17 protein-coding genes are annotated in these 18,882 nt (G+C 61.8%); all 17 read left to right on the forward strand.

Features of this window, described 5'->3' with window-relative positions; genetic code table 11:
• The first annotated feature begins 2 nt into the window (after nucleotides 1-2).
• The 17 genes from ACERZ8_RS09500 to ACERZ8_RS09580 all read left to right on the forward strand — a co-directional run bounded on the left by ACERZ8_RS09500 (nucleotide 3) and on the right by ACERZ8_RS09580 (nucleotide 18,882).
• Complete coding sequence (locus tag ACERZ8_RS09500) at nucleotides 3-506, forward strand: phage tail protein (RefSeq protein ID WP_407591962.1); 504 nt, start codon at nucleotides 3-5, stop codon at nucleotides 504-506.
• A 104-nt stretch (nucleotides 507-610) separates the two neighbouring features.
• The gene (locus tag ACERZ8_RS09505; protein WP_407591963.1) at nucleotides 611-1,315 is read left to right on the forward strand and encodes a hypothetical protein; all 705 of its coding nucleotides are present in this window, start codon (nucleotides 611-613) and stop codon (nucleotides 1,313-1,315) included.
• Nucleotides 1,306-2,169: a hypothetical protein gene (locus ACERZ8_RS09510; protein ID WP_407591964.1), complete on the forward strand. Its 864-nt coding sequence runs from the start codon at nucleotides 1,306-1,308 to the stop codon at nucleotides 2,167-2,169. The genes ACERZ8_RS09505 and ACERZ8_RS09510 overlap by 10 nt, the downstream gene beginning before the upstream one ends.
• Complete coding sequence (locus tag ACERZ8_RS09515; RefSeq protein ID WP_407591965.1) at nucleotides 2,166-3,590, forward strand: DUF4255 domain-containing protein; 1,425 nt, start codon at nucleotides 2,166-2,168, stop codon at nucleotides 3,588-3,590. Before ACERZ8_RS09510 ends, ACERZ8_RS09515 begins: the two co-directional genes overlap by 4 nt.
• On the forward strand, nucleotides 3,590-5,533 hold the full coding sequence (locus ACERZ8_RS09520; protein WP_407591966.1) for an ATP-binding protein: 1,944 nt from the start codon (nucleotides 3,590-3,592) through the stop codon (nucleotides 5,531-5,533). The genes ACERZ8_RS09515 and ACERZ8_RS09520 overlap by 1 nt, the downstream gene beginning before the upstream one ends.
• 85 nt (nucleotides 5,534-5,618) lie before the next feature.
• Nucleotides 5,619-5,843 (forward strand): hypothetical protein, encoded by a 225-nt coding sequence (locus tag ACERZ8_RS09525; protein ID WP_407591967.1) that lies wholly within the window; start codon nucleotides 5,619-5,621, stop codon nucleotides 5,841-5,843.
• Nucleotides 5,843-6,541 (forward strand): hypothetical protein, encoded by a 699-nt coding sequence (locus ACERZ8_RS09530; RefSeq protein WP_407591968.1) that lies wholly within the window; start codon nucleotides 5,843-5,845, stop codon nucleotides 6,539-6,541. The genes ACERZ8_RS09525 and ACERZ8_RS09530 overlap by 1 nt, the downstream gene beginning before the upstream one ends.
• Before the next feature lie 12 nt (nucleotides 6,542-6,553).
• Complete coding sequence (locus ACERZ8_RS09535; protein WP_407591969.1) at nucleotides 6,554-6,841, forward strand: hypothetical protein; 288 nt, start codon at nucleotides 6,554-6,556, stop codon at nucleotides 6,839-6,841.
• A gap of 3 nt (nucleotides 6,842-6,844) precedes the next feature.
• The gene (locus ACERZ8_RS09540) at nucleotides 6,845-8,005 is read left to right on the forward strand and encodes a hypothetical protein (RefSeq protein ID WP_407591970.1); all 1,161 of its coding nucleotides are present in this window, start codon (nucleotides 6,845-6,847) and stop codon (nucleotides 8,003-8,005) included.
• Nucleotides 8,002-8,532 (forward strand): phage baseplate assembly protein V, encoded by a 531-nt coding sequence (locus tag ACERZ8_RS09545; RefSeq protein ID WP_407591971.1) that lies wholly within the window; start codon nucleotides 8,002-8,004, stop codon nucleotides 8,530-8,532. The genes ACERZ8_RS09540 and ACERZ8_RS09545 overlap by 4 nt, the downstream gene beginning before the upstream one ends.
• Complete coding sequence (locus tag ACERZ8_RS09550) at nucleotides 8,532-8,909, forward strand: GPW/gp25 family protein (protein WP_407591972.1); 378 nt, start codon at nucleotides 8,532-8,534, stop codon at nucleotides 8,907-8,909. The genes ACERZ8_RS09545 and ACERZ8_RS09550 overlap by 1 nt, the downstream gene beginning before the upstream one ends.
• A 16-nt stretch (nucleotides 8,910-8,925) precedes the next feature.
• Nucleotides 8,926-9,093 carry a hypothetical protein gene (locus tag ACERZ8_RS09555; RefSeq protein WP_407591973.1) on the forward strand — a complete coding sequence of 56 codons (168 nt, stop codon included), beginning with the start codon at nucleotides 8,926-8,928 and terminating at the stop codon, nucleotides 9,091-9,093.
• 77 nt (nucleotides 9,094-9,170) lie between these two features.
• Nucleotides 9,171-11,474 (forward strand): baseplate J/gp47 family protein, encoded by a 2,304-nt coding sequence (locus ACERZ8_RS09560; protein ID WP_407591974.1) that lies wholly within the window; start codon nucleotides 9,171-9,173, stop codon nucleotides 11,472-11,474.
• A complete protein-coding gene (locus ACERZ8_RS09565) occupies nucleotides 11,474-14,047 on the forward strand; it encodes a baseplate J/gp47 family protein (RefSeq protein ID WP_407591975.1) in 2,574 nt (857 codons plus the stop codon). Before ACERZ8_RS09560 ends, ACERZ8_RS09565 begins: the two co-directional genes overlap by 1 nt.
• Nucleotides 14,044-16,464, forward strand: a complete 2,421-nt coding sequence (locus tag ACERZ8_RS09570) for a hypothetical protein (RefSeq protein WP_407591976.1) — start codon at nucleotides 14,044-14,046, stop codon at nucleotides 16,462-16,464. The genes ACERZ8_RS09565 and ACERZ8_RS09570 overlap by 4 nt, the downstream gene beginning before the upstream one ends.
• A gap of 163 nt (nucleotides 16,465-16,627) precedes the next feature.
• Complete coding sequence (locus ACERZ8_RS09575) at nucleotides 16,628-17,749, forward strand: hypothetical protein (protein WP_407591977.1); 1,122 nt, start codon at nucleotides 16,628-16,630, stop codon at nucleotides 17,747-17,749.
• The gene (locus ACERZ8_RS09580; protein WP_407591978.1) at nucleotides 17,746-18,882 is read left to right on the forward strand and encodes a hypothetical protein; all 1,137 of its coding nucleotides are present in this window, start codon (nucleotides 17,746-17,748) and stop codon (nucleotides 18,880-18,882) included. The genes ACERZ8_RS09575 and ACERZ8_RS09580 overlap by 4 nt, the downstream gene beginning before the upstream one ends.

An 18,882-nucleotide genomic window follows, 5' to 3' on the forward strand; every position in this document is an offset into this window, starting at 1 on the left:
TCATGGCACAATTTACCCGCAACAACCGCATTGATCCTTACAAGAATTTCAAGTTCCGCGTCTATTTCGCAGGCATACCGGATCCAATCGCAGGGATGAGCAAGGTCGGCGCGCTGAAGCGGACAACCGAGACTGTCAGCCACCGCGATGGGGGCGATAATTCGACGCCGCGGCATTCGCCCGGGACATCCAAGTTCGAACCGATCACCTTTGAGCGTGGCGTTACCCACGATCCCGCCTTCGAGGAATGGGCCAATCTGGTTTACAGCACCAACGGTGACGCAGCCATCTCGCTCGCCAATTTTCGGCGAGATCTGAGGGTTGATTTGCTCAACGAGCAGGGTGTTGTTGCCAAATCATATTTGATTTTTCGGTGCTGGGTTTCCGAATACACCGCCTTGCCTGAATTGGACGCAAACGCAAACGCCACGGCGATCGAAATGGCCACGGTCCAGAACGAGGGCTGGGTCCGCGATCTTGACGTGCGCGAGGTCGCCGAAACGTAACAAGGGGGGCGGCCCGGCGGCATTTTCTGCTTTGGGTCACGCTGAATATGATAACGGCAGCGCTATCTGATGTGGCAGTGCGACGGGGTGGCCCGGTTCGGACCATGACGTTGCGCGAAGTCACCGCAACTCAAGAGCTTGAGGTGACTGATACTCAAGCCCTGCTGTCGCAGCTGTGTATGGGCGGGCCAGTGCCGCAAGATGCCCTGAACCTGTCCGAACAGGACATGGCGATGGCCGCGCTTTACACGGCCATGTACGGCGAAACGATTGAATGCCACGTGCCCTGCAGCGCCTGTGACCGGAAATTTGAAACCCAGTTCGAGCTGTCCGACTGGATTGCAAGCCTGCGCAGCGGTCCGGACATCACCCGCACCGGCCCAAACACATTCCTCTACAGCGATTTTTCGTTCCGCGTGCCCATGTCGGGCGATTTGGACGCGCTTGGGGATGTGCCGCCCAAGGCGCGCGCCAAGCAACTGGCGCAGGCCTGCGTGCTGGAGGGCACTCCGGATCAGCAGGAACTGGAAGCGGCGCTGATGCGCGCAGGGCCGATGCTTGACGATGACATTGAGGCGCATTGCCCGCATTGCGACGCGCACCAAACCTTTCCGCTGCGCCTCGATGCCTATTTCTGGGCGGCTTTGCGGCGCGAGCGTCCCATCATCATTCGTGAAATCCACCAAATAGCGATGGCTTACAACTGGCCGCGCAGCGAGATTATGTCTCTGCCCCGTTCGCTGCGACGCGAACATGTCCGACTGATCCTGTCCGACCACCGTCCACGCGGGGTGTCGTCATGGCGATGAACTATTTCGCCCGGGTGGCCAGCCGCGCAAACAGCGCCGGACCGACACAGACCAGCGTGGCCGCCCGTCCGGCCAAGGCCATCGACTCTCCGCTTGTGGACGTCGATCAACGTCTGAACCTTGATCCCGGGGAAGACTTCGCAGCCGTTCCGCCCACGGCGCAAGCGCCCGCATCGCCGGATGCTCCTTCTGTGTCCGACACACAAGAGGCCGGAGAGATCGGCGCCATGCCCGAGGCACCACTCAACACAGAAGTGCCAGAGGAAACACTCGCGCCGAACACTTTGGCGCCAGACCCTCAAAGCGAACCATTAGACGATCCACCGGTGTCCGATCCCCCCGATCTCTCACCTGATGACGACGTGCAATTCGTGGAACATCGCGCACCACCGTCTGTCGTCGCGAACGAAAATACAGCGGAAATATTCGACACACCGAATGCCGAGCCGCCTGCACCGCGCCCACCAACGAAAGAACATGAAAAGGACCGCAGACCTGACGGTCCCCAATCGACGCCACTTGCACGCATGATGAAAGCTGTGGCCGCGGCAGAACGCTGGGTGACCGAAGATCCCGCCCAATCCGAGACCGTTGAGCGTCGGGAAATTGAGCGCGAAGCAGTCGCCCCGCGCGATCAAAATGACACCATCGAGGTTACGCCGATCCTGCCTGAAACAATGTCGGACCGTCCGCAGCAGCCAGTGCCGCGAGGTCCGACGGTCGAGATTGGCCAGATCGAGATTGAGGTTGTCCCCCGCCAGCACCTGCACAACCCCGCCCGGCACCGTCACGCCCCGCCGCGCCCCCGGCACCGAAACCGGCGGTGCCCTTCGGTTGGAGGCAAAGATAGATGAGCCTGACCGATCTCTCTCGTGTGACCCTGACCCTGACGGAATTGCTGCGTCAGGTCGTTGCGCGGGACACGTCGGTCGCCACCATCGAGTTCACGGCTGCGCCGCCGGATGACACATCCGGGTCCATGCCGAACATCATCAGCGTGCACCTTTTTCATACGATGGAAGACCCGCACGGCAAGAACTACCTTCCGCCCGGCGGACAAGGGGGCGCGGTGCCTGTGCAGCAGACCCCGCTTGCCTTGTGCCTTTATTATGTCGTTACGGCGACCAGCAGTGTGACCGAAGGCGGTCCGTCAAACCGCGCAGCCATCGAGCAGCGTCTTCTTGGTTTTGTCGCGCGGGCATTCCACGACTATCCGATCATCACCGACAGCACCGTCGTTCCGAATGTCCCGCCTGCACCGGTCAACCAGCCCCTGTTGGAAACGGTTGGTCTGCAAGGCTCTGACAATGTCATCAAGATCGTTCTGCGCCCGGTTTCCGTCGATGACACGATCAACTTTTGGAGTGCCGAGCAAGACAGGATCGCCCGCATTTCGCTCTATTACGAAGTGCGCGTGATACTGTTTGCAACGCCGCGTGTGGAACGTGCAGCGCCACCTGTGCTGTCGGTTGCGGAATTTGTGTCGGTCAGCGACCGGGTTGCGATCCTGCGCACGCGTGCACTGACTGGATTTGCGCTGCCGACAGGGCATCCCTTGGCCGATCCGACGCAGCCCTTCCGTTTCTTCGAGGCAAGCCCGGCGCGGCCTGCGCTCTTTCCTGCAGGGGCGGCCCCGCCCTCTGTTCCGCCACAGAACAATCGGATCACATTTGAAGGCGCTGGGTTTCAGGGCGACCGGGTTTCGCTGTCACTGGAAGGGCCGATGGGTGTTGGCAACGCTGACCCGGAAACACGCCGGGCGCGCATCTCCATCAGCCAAAGCGTTAATCCCGAATGGGAGATTACTGCCGACGGGGTGCGGATTTCGATTGGTCTGCGCACCACAGTCACGGATGAGGACGGGCAGACCCTGACGCTTTATCCCGGACTATACACCGCGCGCATCATCGTCGGTGCCCAAATGGCCAACCAGTCGCCAGTTCGGTTTCTTGAAACAAGTTCTGCAGATTGCCCGTTCCCGGTGGCACCGCAGATCGTCACGGTGGACGCTTTGGCCGGACCGGCGGCAGCGCGACCTTTCCGGATCACGCTGCATGGCAGCTACCTGCGGGACGCGCTGGACGTGGTGTTGACGGTGTCGGGGCAGCGCATGATCCGCGATGCGGACCTGACTGTTGCGGGCCATTTCGACTTTTCCAACGCGACCCCGGACCGGATTGACCTGACCGTGGATACAACTGCCTTCGCATCTCCGCTGGCCATCCAACTTGTCATCAACGGGGCCGAAGCCGCGCCTGCATGGGGAGAATTCTGATGAACGTCGCCCCGCGAACCGATCTGTCCTCTGCCAAGGATGACTTGTCCGTCGAAGAGGCCATCCTGCGCCTCGTGCGCACCCTGTGCCGTCGTCGCATTCTATGGCTGGACAAGTTGGCGCAGCAGGCCGTGTCTGAACCGGACCTGGGCAACGCGCATGCCCGCGCCTTGGCGGATATGGATGCGCCGGGTCGCGAGGCGGAATTTCTGGACGCCCATGCCGAAGCAAGCGCCCTGTGGCAGGAGGCTGGCACGCTCCATGCACATATCTTCGAAGGTGAGAACCGCCTGAGGCATTTGGCGGACGTGTTCGGCCTGTCCATCGAAGAACGGCAACTCGTCCTTCTGTGCCTTTCGACGGCGATTGATCCCTCGATGCATCTGGTATTCCAAAGCATCTCGGGCGTGTCCGGCGGGCCGGTGAGCGAAGACATGGCCGCGCGGCTTTTCGGACACGGGCGCAACGCGATGTGGGGTCCCGGCAGTCCGTTAAGCCGGTGGCATATCATCGAGGAAACAGGCGGTGTCCTGCGATTGGACCCCTATGTGCAAAGCTATCTGCGTGGGGCATCGGATGTTGATCCCGACGTCGCAATGCTATGCCGAGTGATCAATGAGACGCCCGAGCCCCTTCCCAACTGGCCGGTGGAGGAGCTGACCGAGCGGCTGATCGGTGCCTTGCAACGGGGCATGCCGACGCGTGTGACCGTCCTCGGCCAACCTTTGAGCGGTCGGACAACCCTCGCATCCCTGATCAGCGCGCGCCTGGGGCGGTCTGTCAGCGTGATCGACACCGGTCGTATCAAGGGACAGATCTGGGACCTTATCCGCATGCGCGTGCAGCGTCAGGCGCTTTTGCACAATTCCACAATCGCCTGGGCCGGTGAAAACGCGCTCAAGGGGATCGAGCCTTTGCCGGACAGCATCGATGTCGAGTTTGTGATCATCGAAACGCAAGAGGATGCGATGCCCGCCATCGGCTGGCACGAAGAACGGGTCAAGATCCCCTCTCTGACCAGCGTTGAGCGCAAAACGCTCTGGCAACGGTATCTGCCCGGGGCACAGGTTTGGCCGGACGGTGCCTTGGATCAACTCGCCGACCGGTTTCGCGTGACGATTGGCGAAATACGTCATGTCGCAGCACAAGGGGATGACAGCTTCGAAGGCGTTCGGCAGCGCACACGCGCCTTGTCGCATGGCAAGCTGGGCGATTTGGCGCGGCTGGTTGAGTGCCCGTTTGATCGCACGGACCTGCACCTGCCCGATGGGGTGTCGGACCAGTTGGATGAATTCCTGTACGAGGCAAAAACCCGTAACGCTTTCTGGGAAGACCCAGGCGCGCGTCGGCTGTTTCCGCGCGGGGTCGGTCTGATCGGTCTGATGTCCGGCCCGCCGGGCACGGGCAAGACGATGGCTGCACAGGTGATCGCCAATGAACTGGGTCTTGATCTGTTCCGGATCGATGTGGCGACGATGATCGACAAGTATATCGGTGAGACGGCCAAACGGCTCAAACGGCTCTTTGCCCGGGCGAGCGAGATCAACGCGGTGCTGCTGTTTGACGAGGCGGACGCCCTGTTTGCGCGGCGCACCGACACCAAGGACTCGCTCGACAAGCATTCCAACGCCGATACCAGCTATTTGCTGCAACTGGTCGAGGATTATCCCGGCGTGGCCCTGCTGGCGACCAACAAGCGCCAGCAGATTGACGACGCCTTCGTGCGGCGCATTCGGTACGTGTTCTACCTGCCCAGACCCGAACGCGCAGAACGGCTGGCGATCTGGCAGCAGGTCGTATCGGTGCTTGCCTCGCCACAGCAAGCTGCAGATCTGAGGCCCGATCTGGAGCGGCTTGCCTCTGATCTGCCGATGACCGGTGCGCAGATCAAGAACGCGGCCTTGGCCGCCGTGTTTTTGCCAAGCGGGACGGAACGGCGCTGAAGGCCGCGCATCTGACGCGCGCAGTGGACCAGCAAATGATCAATCAAGGCGGCGGTATAGGAGCCGAAAACGTGAGGGCAGGGCGATGAGTATCAAAATCAACCGGATCAAGTTGCGGATCCCCGCAGGCATGGCCGGCACCCCCGAGGGTTTTGCGCGCTCGTTTGCTGCGCGTCTTGCTCAACAGACATCTACGGCATCCGCGCCTCTGGACACAGTGCGCGTGCGCGTGCCGCAGACCAAGGGCGATCCCGCAGGCACAGTTGCCCGCGCGGTCGGGCGCGCCATCCAAAACAGGGGAAAAGACTGATGGAGACGCAAACAGGGTTCACCGGCAGTCCCAAGCTTTCGCGTGGTGCGCTTGTGCAGTTGGTGGACAGCGTGATCGGCGTTGAGCCGTCGATTGTGCCCTTCCAGTACAATCCCATGACGCTGAGCATTTCGATCGCGCCGTTCAACCCCAACGAGGTAGAGCAATCCGGGCGCGGACAAATCGCACCAACGTCGCAACCTTATGAGCCCAAGCGCACGTTCACAGCCGAGATCGAACTCGATGCCACGGATCAACTCGCCGATGAAGAAGTCGTGGCCACCGCTGTCGGTGTTGGCGACAGGTTGGCCGCGCTTGAACAACTGCTCTTTCCAAGCGAGGGTCTGATCGGAGAGCTGATCTCGGCAGTGGGCGATCTGACCGGCAATCCACAACCGCCCAAACGGGCAAGCGTGCCGATTTCTCTGTTTATCTATGGCGGGTCACGCATTCTGCCGGTTCGGATCACCAACTATTCGGTGGAAGAGTCGCAGTTCCTGCCGTCACTCAACCCGATGATGGCCAAGGTCAGCCTGACGATGGAGGTGCTGACGCCGGATGTCTTCCGCTGCGAAAGTGGTCCGTCGGTCGAGATTGCCCGCGCCACTTACAATTTCTTCCAGGTGCAACAGGCCACGCTGGCCATCGCGCATAACGCCCGCAATGCCTCCAAGGCGTTGAGCCTGTTGCCGTTCTAGAAAGGAGGTCCAATGGCTGTTTTTGATCCCAAAAGCCGATATGTCAGCCCCCCGCTGGAACCCTACGCCGTGACCGACCGAAGGGGCCGCACGGTCATGGCCCTGCCGATGCCCGAACCGCCGGTTGATCAATCTGTGGGTCGCTATCTGCCGAAACAGGGACAACGGCTCGACCATCTCGCGGCGGCGCTGGTGCTGGATCCATTTGGCTATTGGCGCATTGCCGAACTGAACGCAGCGCTCTTGCCAGATGCGCTGGATGAGGAGGAGCGGCTGATGATCCCTCCTGTCACGAGGTAGCCCATGCCCGATATCCGCTATCAGATCGCCGTCAACCGCGTCCCCGACAATGGTCTCACTTCTGAAGTGGCCGAAATCGAGGTCACGCAAACGATCGAGGGGCCTGCAACGGGGCGGGTCAAGTTCGCCGTGGACATCTGCGGTGAAGACCTCAGTCTGATGAATGATGCGCGGCTGAACCCCGGGCCCAACGACAACGAGTTGACGGTGATTGCCAGCATCGACGGCGCGCAGCACGTGCTGATCCACGGCATCGTCACCGAACGTCAGGCGAATTTCGTCGAGGGGGGCCCGGGATCGTTCCTTGAGGTCAAGCTGACGGACCGTCGGGCCGTGATGTCGCGCCAACAGCGCACGCAGGCCCATTCCGGCACAGCAGCCGAGATCGTGACCGGCATCCTCAATGGTCCCACCCCGCCGGGGGAAAAGAAATACGGGTTCGAACCAGATGTTGTGGACACGCCCATCGAGTATGATGAGGACAGCAACACCCTGAACCAGACCGAAGACGATCTGGCCTTCGTCGAAAAGCTGGCCGGACGCACCGGGTCACGCTTCTGGATCGACTGGTCGGTTGAGACCGGGTTGACCGGGTTCAACGTGGTTGAAACGGCGCATTTCAAACCGTCCCCGCCGCGTCCGTCGTCCAATCCGCTGGGCTTTGTCCCCCCGATCCAACTGGCCCCAACATCTGCGCCCAAGCTGACGCTGAATACAGGCGACGGATGTTCGACACTTGCCAGTTTCGATGTCAGTTCCAACAACGAGGCCCCAAACGAGACTGGCCCGGTTCAGCGCGTCGCAACGGACGGCGAAATCGACGACACCGATGTGCCCGGGCCGTCCGATCCGCCGCTGGGCGCTGACCCGCCCGCCACAGCCTCAAGATCGCGGCGGATTGTGTCTGCGGGCTCTGCGCAAGAGGCGCAATTGCGCAATCAGGCCGCGCTCAACGATGCCTCTTACTCCACCCGCGCCACGGCAGAAACCAGCGTGCAGGCGCTGAACGGCATACTGAGCGCCCATCAGGTCGTCACGGTGGAAGGTGCGGGCAGCATCAACAGCGGCGACTACTTTCTCGCCTCTGTCACGCATTCGGTCGATCCATCAGCCCACAAGATGCGCCTGGAAATGATGCGCAACGCCGCAGGAGCTAACCCATGAACCAGATGGCAGATCGCCCGGGCCAGGCCCAAACGGAATTTTACGGCAAGTACCGCGGTCAGGTGGTTGATAACACCGATCCGCAAAGCAAGGGCCGTCTGCTGATCACGGTGCCGCAGGTGCTGAACGAGGTCCCGGTCTGGGCCGAACCCTGCGTGCCCTATGCCGGGCGCAATATCGGGTTTTACGCCATGCCCGAGATCGGCGGCGGCGTGTGGATCGAGTTTGAGGCGGGCGATCCGTCCTATCCGATCTGGACGGGTTGTTTCTGGGCGGATGGCGACATCCCGTCCGAGGACGCGGACCCCAGCATCAAGTTTTTCCGGATGAACAAGGCGACCATCCGCATCGACGACTCAAATGGTGAAATCCTGATCGAAAATGACAGCGGTCATTCGATCACGATGACCACGAGCGAAATCACGATCAAATCGAACACCGTCAAACAAGAGGCGTCGGGCAGCAAAGTCACCGAGCTTTCGGCGTCCTCTTTCAAAGTCAACAACGGCAATCTGGAGGTGCTCTGATGGAACCTCCGTTCCAAGGGTTCCGCTATCCGCCCACACTTGAAGGGCCTATCGGTCGGTTTCGGCCCGAAACGGATTACGAGGCCTATGTAAACCAGCTGATCCGGCAGGTTTTGCTGACGGCGCCCGGCGAGCGGGTGAACCGGCCGGACTTTGGGGCCGGGCTGCGTCGTGCGCTTTTTGCGCCGTCCAGCCCGGAAACCGCCACCATGCTGAAAGCGACGATTTTTCAGGCGCTCACTCAGTGGCTCGGCAACATCATCGACGTCAACGAGGTCGAGACCCTCTTTGAGAACGGGCGGCTCGACGTGACGGTCGTCTACACGATCAAGGCGCGCGGTGATGAGCAGATCATCAACCTTGAGGTGGCGCTATGAAGGAGGCTTGGATCTGATGCCCACCAGCGCTGATCGCCTTTCACAACTGCGCGCGCGCGCCGCCGAATTCACCGGCATCGCATTTGTGCAGGTGGTGGACGTTTGCGATCAGCGTTTATTGCGCATCTACTTTGCGACCGATCCCACCGCGCTGGATGACCCGTTCGAGGGGGAACGCCGCTGACGCCGGACGACATCCGCATCTATTCGCACCGCAACGAGGCTGAGGATGTCGAGATCGAAACCGATCCTGCACTCTTTTTGTGGGCAGATGATCCGGTGGTGGGGCGCCGGTATCTGCAAGTCGAAGTCCGCGAACCAGGGGGCTTCACCGATTACCGCCTGCGGATTGACGACGAACGCATCGACACCGGGTTCAACGATGTCAGTTTCTCCTTCAAGGTCGGGTGCGATGACGACCTGGATTGCGCCGAGCCTGTCGACCCGTGCCGCCCACCTTTGCCCGAGGATGTGGACGTTGACTACCTTGCCCGGGATTTTGTCAGCCTGCGCAACGCGCTTTTGGACTTTACGGCGCAACGCTATCCCAACTGGCAAACTCCGCTTGAGGCCGACGTGGCCATGGTGCCGCTCGAGATCATTGCCGCCCTCGGGGACGAGTTGTCGTACTTGCAGGACCGCTACAATCGCGAAGCCTATCTTGAAACGGCCACCGAACGTCGCACGCTGCGGCGCAAGGCGCGGTTGGTTGACTATGAAATCCATGACGGACGGCAAGCCACCACCGCTCTTGAACTGACAATTGCGGACACGATGCCAGCAACCATCCAGGTGCCCGCAGGCGCGGCTGTCTGGGCCCTGGCCGAGGGTCAAGACCCCATTCCCTTCGAACTGGGCAGAGGGTTGCGCGATGCCATAGACAACTTGGTGTTCGGCGTGGACACCCGTTGGAATCCTGGCCAGATCACGCCCTACGCATTGGATGACAATGATGCCTGCCTTGTGCCGGGCGCGACCGAGCTTTTGGTGCGCAACGATCCCGCCGGACCCGAGAACCCGGGCGGCATCGTCTTTCTTGAGGCCGATCTGCCGGAATGGGTTGGACGCCAGATCCTGCTGCGGGATCTGGCCGCTGATGTGACAGAGACCGAGCGTCTTGTGCTGGTGACCGTAGAAGAGGTCGAATTGACCAGCGACCCCCTGTTTGCGCTGGACCTTGCGCGCATCCGGTGGCGCGCGGACACCGCACCTCGCTTCCATATCCCGCTGGATGACCTTGAGATTTCAGGAAACGTCGTGCCCGCCACGTCTGGCGAGACCCGCCGCCAAAGCTTTCGGCTGGGACCGCTGCAGGACGGTGACCCCAATGACTTGTTGCCCGCCGTCGAACGCGAAGGGCCGCTTTACTCCGATGCGGATCCCAGCCTCGTTGTGTCAAGCCATGAGACGGACGGCGATGCCGCGCGTCCGCCGATCTATCTTCTGAGCTTGCCCGGAACTGAAACCGATGGGCTGGCCTTCATCGACATGCTGGACGATCTGCGCGCCACGCAACCGGAAATCCATCTCACCGAAGACGGGCAACCTTTTCAACCTTGGGATTTCCAGCGCGCCCTGTTGTTGTGCGACAGCGACGATCAGGTGTTCACGCTGGAAGACGGCAGTTGGCGGCGCATCGTCGCCTATCAAAGCGGCGCGGAACAGATCGTGCATCGCGACTATGCCACCGGAGCCGGGTACACCATCCGTTTTGGCGATGGCGAATTTGGACGTTTGCCAGCCCGCGACGCAGTGTTTCACGTTGATTACCGCCTTGGATCGGGGACGCGCGCCAACTTGCCTGCCGGTGCGGTGAACGCACTGTCCATCCCCAACCAGACGCCGCCGCATGTGGGTTCTCTGGTGGGGGCGGTCGAGTCTGTGCGCAACCCGTTTCCCGTCCGCAACGGACTGGACCCCGAAAGTGCGACCGAGATCAAGTTGCTCGCCCCCGACGCGTTCAAGGCCGAGACGTTCTTTGCCGTGCGCCCCGAAGACTACGGCGCACAGGCCGCAAGGCTCGATAGTGTGCAGCAAGCGCAAGGGGCCTTTCGCTGGACCGGCTCGTGGTTGTCCGCCACCACTGCGGTCGATCCTGCAGGCGCGGGACTGCTCACGGATACGGTCAGGCAAGAGGTGCAGACCCTGCTGGACGCACGGCGCCAAGCGGGGCGTGAAGTGATCGTTGTGCCGCCCCGCTACGTCAATCTGGACCTGATCATAACGGTCTGTCTGGCGCGCAACGCCTTTGCCGGACAGGTCGAACCGCGCATTCACACGGCCCTGTTTGGCGATGTTCTGGGCATGACAACGGGCTTCTTTTCACCTGACCAATTCACCTTTGGCACACCGCTCAGCCGTCCCGCGCTGGAGGCTGCGATCGGGGGCGTTTCTGGCGTTGAAGCCGTGGTGGATGTTCAAGTGCGCATCCATGGCGTCACCGACTTTGCGCCCTTTACCGATTTCTCCCTTGACGTGGCGGACGACGAATTGATCCGCCTCGAAAACAGCCGCCAGTTCCCTGAACGCGGCTCTTTGCAACTGTCCATGGTCGGAGGCGCGTGATGGCTGAGTGCTGCGACGACAATACGCCCCATCCCCTTGAGGTACTGCCTGCCGGGCTCGACGTCATCCCGCGGCAATTGGCGGGATTTCCCGAGATACGCCAGCGCTTGCTTGAACGGTTGGCGGATTCGGGCACTGCTTTGGCTGGATGGCGGCCCTATTCAGACGATTTCGGTTCGATGTCTCTTGAGATGTGGGCCTATACCGCCGACATCCTCGGCTTTTACGATGAACGTGTCGCGAACGAGAGCTATCTGGGCACCGCGCAGCGTCGTCCGTCGCTGCGGCGGCTGGTGGGCGTGCTGGGCCACACGCCGATTGCCGGGATCGCGGGCACCGCGACCTTGGCCGCGCTGGCGGATGGTTCGGTGGCCGTGACTGTGCCCATGGGCACCGGTGTGAGGTCGCGCAGCTTTGACGGCAACCCCGCACAGGTTTTCGAGACAAATGCAGAGACCGTCATTCACCCGCTCCTGAATGCGTGGTCTGTCGACCCGTTCCGGCGGCGGCCGACGGTGGATGGATCGTTTTTTGTTGGTGATACGTCAGTGGCCGATGGTGACAAGTCCAAGGACAAGGCTGGCAGCGGTGAAAATCGGGTCAATCGGCTGTTGATGCTGACCGAAGGGTTTGGGCTGGCCGAAGCGGAACTGGCGCTGATCGAGGCGCGCCCGGGCCACAGTTTTGCCGAACAAGTGTCGCGCGTGACGGCCATTGAACCCTTCGCAGGCGCTGACGGGAAAACCTACAACCGCGCAGCCCTTGATCCGTTCATCGTCATCGACGAAGAGGTCGACCTGACGCAATTGCGGGTGCGTCGACCCACGCAACAGGTCGTGGCAACACTGAATGAACCGGTTGGCGGCGAAAGCGCGCTCAGCGCCGTGGGCAGCCAGACCCGCCTGTTTGTGGACGGGGCCCCCACGATCTTCCGCGCAGGCGATCCCATCATCGTTTCCCGTGATCTCAATGGCGACGATCCGGGCTATTTCTTCACGCGGATCGCATCCGTGGTTGCAGCGGCGGTGCGCGTCACCAGCATCCCGTCCGAGACCCTCAAGAATACCGAGGGCGATCCAATTCCCATCGAACAGCCCGTGATTGCAGCAACCCAGATGCGCCTCGACCCGCCTTTGCCCGCCGCCTTTCTTGATGCGGGGCTTGCCAGTTTCCACCACGGCTTTGTCGAAGCGGGCCAGCCCACCAACGTTTGCCGCACCACTGTCACACCGGCGGATATGGCAATGAGCGACGGGGTGCCTATCACGGGAACCGTGCGCCTGCCGCAGGACTTGCCCGGGACACCCGCCCAGATCAGCACGCTCACCGGGGGCGCGCTGGTGCTTGAAACGCGTTTTCTGCTCACGGATGCCGAAGCACGCGGCGCCTTGCTGGATGGACGGTTGAGTGTCGCTCAGGACGGCACTGCAAGGTTCGAGGCGCTTGACCCCACGCAGATTCCGCACACGCAATTGCAACTGCCTTTGACCATTCATGGCAACATCCTCGATGTGTCGCGGGGTGAAAGCGTGCGGGGCGAAGTGATGGGCAGCGGTGACGCGCGCCAGCCCAACCAGATGTTCCTGCTGCGCAAAAAGGACCTGACCTACCTGCCCGGGGCGATCACCGGGTCGGGCAATTTGCAGGATTCGACGCTGACGGTCCGAGTTGACGGGATCGCCTGGCGGCAAGTGCCCGGATTCTTTGGCTGTGGGCCGCAGGACCAAGTCTATATCGTGCGCCATGACGATCAGCAGAACACGATTGTCACGTTTGGTGATGGCAAGCGTGGCGCGCGCCTGCCTTCGGGGGTCGAGAATATCATTGCCGACTATCGATATGGCGTTGGCAAAGCCGCTCCACCCGCCAACGGTATTCGTCAGCTGTCAGGTGCGGTGAAAGGGCTGCGGGCGGTGCGTTCCCCGGTGGGCGCAGCGATGGGGCGTGATGCGGACGGACCGGAAGATTTGCGGACTTCTGCGCCGCAGACAGCGCTTTTACTGGGGCGCAGCGTGTCGAGTGTGGATTTCGAAGCACTGGCAAGCAGTGCGCCGGGCGTGATAGTGGCGACGGCGAACTGGTTGTGGATCCCGGAACAGTTTCAGGCGGGCGTCGTCGTGCACTACATCGGCGACGCAGACCCGGCCCTGATCACCCAAACGCTCAGCGATCAGGCTGACCCGACCGTGCCAATTTCGGTCACGCAAGCCACCCCGATCGCAGTGAACACCGCGCTGACGGTCAGTGCCGATCCGACCTTTGTGGCGAGTGACGTGGCGGCCGCCGTGGCCGAACACCTCATGGTGGGCATTTTCAATCTGTCCAACGCTGTGATCGGCGGAACCTTCTGGGCCACCGACATTTTCGAGGCGGTGGTCGAAGTGCCCGGTGCGCTTTCGGTTTCGGCCCTGACGTTCAGCGGGGATGAGGTCGCATTGCTGCCCAAACCCATCGGCGGCACATGCGTGCCAACGGCGCGATATTTCGACTTTTCTGCCGCCGGTGCCCTCACGGTCACAGCGGCCCCTGCCAAGACTCTCCCACCTGCCAGTGCCAAGGGAGGTGTCGCATGAACGCGCCGACCGCCCGCGACGGCTATGCCCGCTACTATACCGAAAAACTCTGGGCATTGGTTCCCGAGGTTTATCGCAATGAGGACACAAGCGGCGTCTATCGCCAGCTGATCGCACTGATTGCCACTGACGCTGTGGATGTGCGCCGCTCTATCGACCGGCTGTGGGAAGATCAGCATATCGAGACCTGTGACGATTGGGCCGTGCCTTACATCGGTGCCCTGGTCGGCACACGGCTCGTGTCGGCGCAGGATCGCCGGGCGCGGCGCGCCGATGTGGGCAACACGGTCCGCTTTCGCCGCCGCCGGGGCACGCCTGCATTGCTCGACACGCTTGCGCGGGCGCTCTCGGGCTGGGATGTGGTGCTTGAGGAAGGGTTCCGCCAACTGGCCCGTAACCGCCACAGGCTTGACGGGCCCGGCAGCCTCGGGTTCTTCACGCAGACCCCCACTGGCGGTACGGCGGATCTGCGTCGCCCCGTGGGCGCCGAGATTGCGAACGGCCCATTCGGTGAGTTTTTTCACACGCTCGATGCGCGCCGCCTGCAAGGCGACACGGGTCGCTTCGGCGTGCGCAAGCTGAATTTTCACATCTACCGCATGCGCGCCTTCGAGATGATTGATGTTGATCCCGTCCAGCTTGGTGACCCGTTGGGCGAAGGCAATTTGCGCACCTACACATTCGATCCTTCGGGGCGCGATCTGGCGCTTTATCTGGGTGGCGACAGCGGGTCAGCGGACGAAAAAGATGCCTTTCTGCGTGGCAACCTTGTCAGTGTAGAACCGCGCGAATGGCAGATTCTTCAACCCATGCGCTGCCGTTTGTTGGGACATGTGTCGTATGACATCACCGCCTCGGCCATCCTGTCGCTGGAAGGCTTGGCCGTTCCGCCGTTGCCAAGCGATCTGGTCGCGCTGAACAGTCTGATCGGGCATCAGTTCGACAGTGAACAGGCGCTGCGCCGGCGGCTCACGGATCGCGGGGCCGCCATCGGGACCACACCGCCGGACTGGTACATCGAATTGCTGGCCATGGCATTGGTGGAAGAAACCGGCAAGGCGCAGCTTTACCCCATGGCGGTCGAGGTCAGTGCGGGCGGCGCCCCCTTTCCGACCGAGCGTATCTCGGCTGGCAACCTCGCCGATCCGCGTCGTCATCCGATCCCTGCGGGCGAAGTGGCCCAACTGTTGATCTACCCCGAGGCCGGGTACTTCGCCTCCGTTCCCCCGGATGAACCGTTCGATTTTGTGCCGTTGGCCAGCCGATACTACTATGGTTTCTCGGCCGAGATCGGTGCTGGTCCCTATCCACGTCCCACGCTGGAGCAACTCCCTACCAATACGGCGGCGGATGGAATTGCCCCCAATGGGGGTGCGATGCAGGATGACGGGCTTCTGATCACCGACAACCGCAGCTATGATCTGACATTTTCCAGCGGCACGCCGCTGTCCTCTCCGTCGGTTCTGACTGTGGGTCCGCAACGACGCCCCTTTGTCCGTGTGGCGGGTGACACGCTGACCACGCCCACATTGCAGCCTGCAGATATCGACTCCGTCCTGATCATCGATGGCGGCTGGTACGCCGCTCAGGACCCGGATGGCGATCTGGCCGCAGGCGAACCGGTTGACTTCACGCTTGAAGGGGCTGCTGCAGCCGGGGCAGGGGACTTCGATTTCGATCAGGTCACCATCTCCTTTGCCACGCTTGATCCGGGTGGGACGCGTGCCGACGGTACTGTCATCCCCGCGCTGCGCCTGCGTGTCGCCGCGCGTATCCGACGCCTTCTTGTTCAAAGCGCGATCACCGGGCCCATTGTTGTTGAGGACGCGGGTGCTGACGATCCATCTGTGATCGACGAACTTGTGGTGTGCCAGTCGATTGTGGATGCGTCCCAGACGTCTTCTGGTGTCGCGATTTCGAACCCATTTGGCCGGCTGATCCTCGAAGGGGCCACGGTGTTCGGCGATCTTGAGGCGATGCGGCTGGATGCCACCAACAGCCTCGTGCGCGGTGTGATCCGCGTTGTGAACAATCAGGCCGGATGCTTCCGTTTCAGTGCGACGCTTGATGCTCCGAACCGCCGCTTGCCGCCGCGCTATCGCAGCATTATCGGGCCGATCCCGGCTGGCTACTTCAACTCCCGTCGCTTTGGCGATGCGCATTACGCACAGTTGTCGCCTTTGGCCTTGCCCTTGACCACGGCTGCTGAAAACGGGTCAGAGGTTGGTGCATTTTCGCATTTGATCACGCCGATCCGACTGGCCAGTATTCGTGCAAAAGTGAACGAATTCGGCCCAGTCGGGCAGTTGGCGCAATATTTGTTTGCTGATGATCCGGTGCTTGATGCGCCATTCGAGGCTGATCCGGTCTTTGTCACCCCCGGACATAACGCCGCCAGACCCGCCAGGTCCGGGTGAACTCATCCCCGAGCCGCCACCGTCCCCTGCACCACCACTGCCGACACGATGTCCGGATGATCCGGAGCCAGACCCTGAACCTGATCCCGATCCAGACCCTGATCCCGATCCAGATCCTGATCCCGACCCCGATCCGGACCCTGATCCTGATCCCGACCCTCAAGTGAGGGAGGGTCTGGTCGCACTCAACCTGCTCAATGCCGATTTGGGTGGCGCACCGGAGTTCTGGCGGAATGTGGACTGGCTGCCAGATCCAAATCGAGAGATCGAACCCAGCGCACCGACACGCCCGGGGATTCCTTTCGACAAGGTGGATTATCTGCTGGAATACGATGCACGTCAGAGCAGCCGACCCGAAGCGCAAGGCTGGACTGCAACTGGCCCCGCCACAGCGCGCTTCCGGCTCGAAAACGGGCTGCTGGCCATGTCGGCGCCGCCTGCGGGCAACCCCGTGTTCTTCTCGGCCTCCGCCCCGCTTGATCGCGGCGTGCCCGAGCAGATCCATTGCTATGCCGTGGTAGCACCCGGCGCTGCGGGCCGCGTCGTGGATGGTGCACCAGGCTTTTTCGAAGTGCGCCACGGGGTGCAGACCGACACGTCGATCACGGGAACGCGTGGAGGGTGGCACGACACGAGCGGCGGGCTCCAATTCCAATATGTACGGATGGATGGCAGTGGCGCGATCCGGCCCGTAACCGAAGAGGCGCGCGGCGATTTACGATCCGTCTGGCAAAGACTGTCAATGCAAGCAGATCTTCGGGCAGAAGAAACCCTGCTGAGTGTCGGTGATGCCATTGATCAACTTCCCTTGGGCGCCTTTGGATTCGTGCCTGATGCGGAAGGGGAACCGGGTTTTGTGGCACAGTTCGGCCTGTTCAATCGCAGGCTGGGCGGACAGGCTTGGCTGCGCAACGCGGTATTTTCGGCTCCGGGCCGTTTCATGCGCGTGAGACTGCGTGCCGTGGTGCCCGGCGATGATCCGACACTTCGTCTGGTGTTTGTGGCAGATCAGACAGCGCGCGGTGATGCGGTATTTGCCGTGCGTTACACCGATGATCCGCAGCAGACACGGACTGGCCTTGCCGGGACCCAAGTCACAGGAGCGGTCGCGGCCCCATCGGGCAACGACGTTGCCATCCTTGATTTACGTTTGACCGGGCTGCGCGACGGCAGTGCTGCCACGCTTTTGATCGAACGCAGTTCTCTTGCAGAAGCCGACACGTTGCGCGGGTCGCTGAGGCTGATGTCGGCCAGCCTATTGCCATCACAAGGAGGCGACAGATGATTGTTCTCGGACCCCGCGATGCCGATCTTGGTGGTGCCCCGGATTACTGGCGCGAAGGGTTCTGGCGGCCCGACACGCTGCTGCGGCGGCCTCGCATCTGTAATTTCACCTCGATCCCGTTCGATAAATGCGACCGCGTCATGGAATATGATGCCCGCCGCGCCGAAGCGCCCACCCCCGAAGAACAGGGTTGGAATTTCGATGGCACAGACCCGGGCATTTGGCGCCACGATGCCGAGAACGGAGTTCTGGAATTCCGGTCGGAGTTCCAGACACCGTCCTTGTGGCGCTTTGACGAGGATATCGAGACCCCGCCGGACCGGGGCGCCGCCTACGGGCTTTTTATGATCAGTCAAGCGGCTGCAGAAGACCGCGAACCGGGGCTTGATTTCATCTTTCGTGCGCTGCCCGAGGAAGGGCGGATGCGCGGCATGCGGGCGTGCTATTCACGTCTGTTTCACTGGCGCAGCCTCGACAGTTCGAACTTTCGACCACTTCTGCGCGCCGCGGCCCAGCCAGAGATGGAACAGGTCTGGCATGACTTCGGGATGGACGCGGAGTTTACCGGTGCCGAGATCGATCTGGATGGCTTTGATCGCGACGACGGTGGCAAGACAATCGGCAGCCTCGACGGCATCGTCACGAACGAAGACCGACGCTTCTTTCTTTATGCGCGTGAAGATGGCCCGCCGGTGTCCGCAATGTTCGGGTTTACCGACCAAGGCGCAAACATGAGTGGGATGATCCGGAACTACGTGGCCTCTTTCCCCGGTGTCTTCCTGCGGCCCGCCTTCTGGGCCTTCGTTCCGTCCGAGCGAACGCGCCTGCGCCTGGCGTTCTGCAGGGCTCCGGGCGAAGATGACGGGGGCGGGGGTGCAATCATTCAGGTGCGCTTTGCCACACCCAGCTCCGGATTGCGTGACAATACGCTTCCGCAAAACGAAGCTGACCCGGTCGAGCTGCGCTTTGACGGGGTGCCACCCGGTGCCTTGGTCGAAGTCGAGGTGCCCCTTGAAGGCCTGCGTCCGGGTGAGCCGCTGCATTTCACGGTCGAGCGGGACTGGCAGCGCCGCGAAGATTCCCTGCGGGACACCGTGCACCTGTTGTCGCTCATCCTGGAAGAGGCGCGTTGA

Source organism: Tateyamaria armeniaca (genome assembly GCF_045797845.1).
GTDB classification, from domain to species: Bacteria; Pseudomonadota; Alphaproteobacteria; order Rhodobacterales; family Rhodobacteraceae; genus Tateyamaria; species Tateyamaria armeniaca.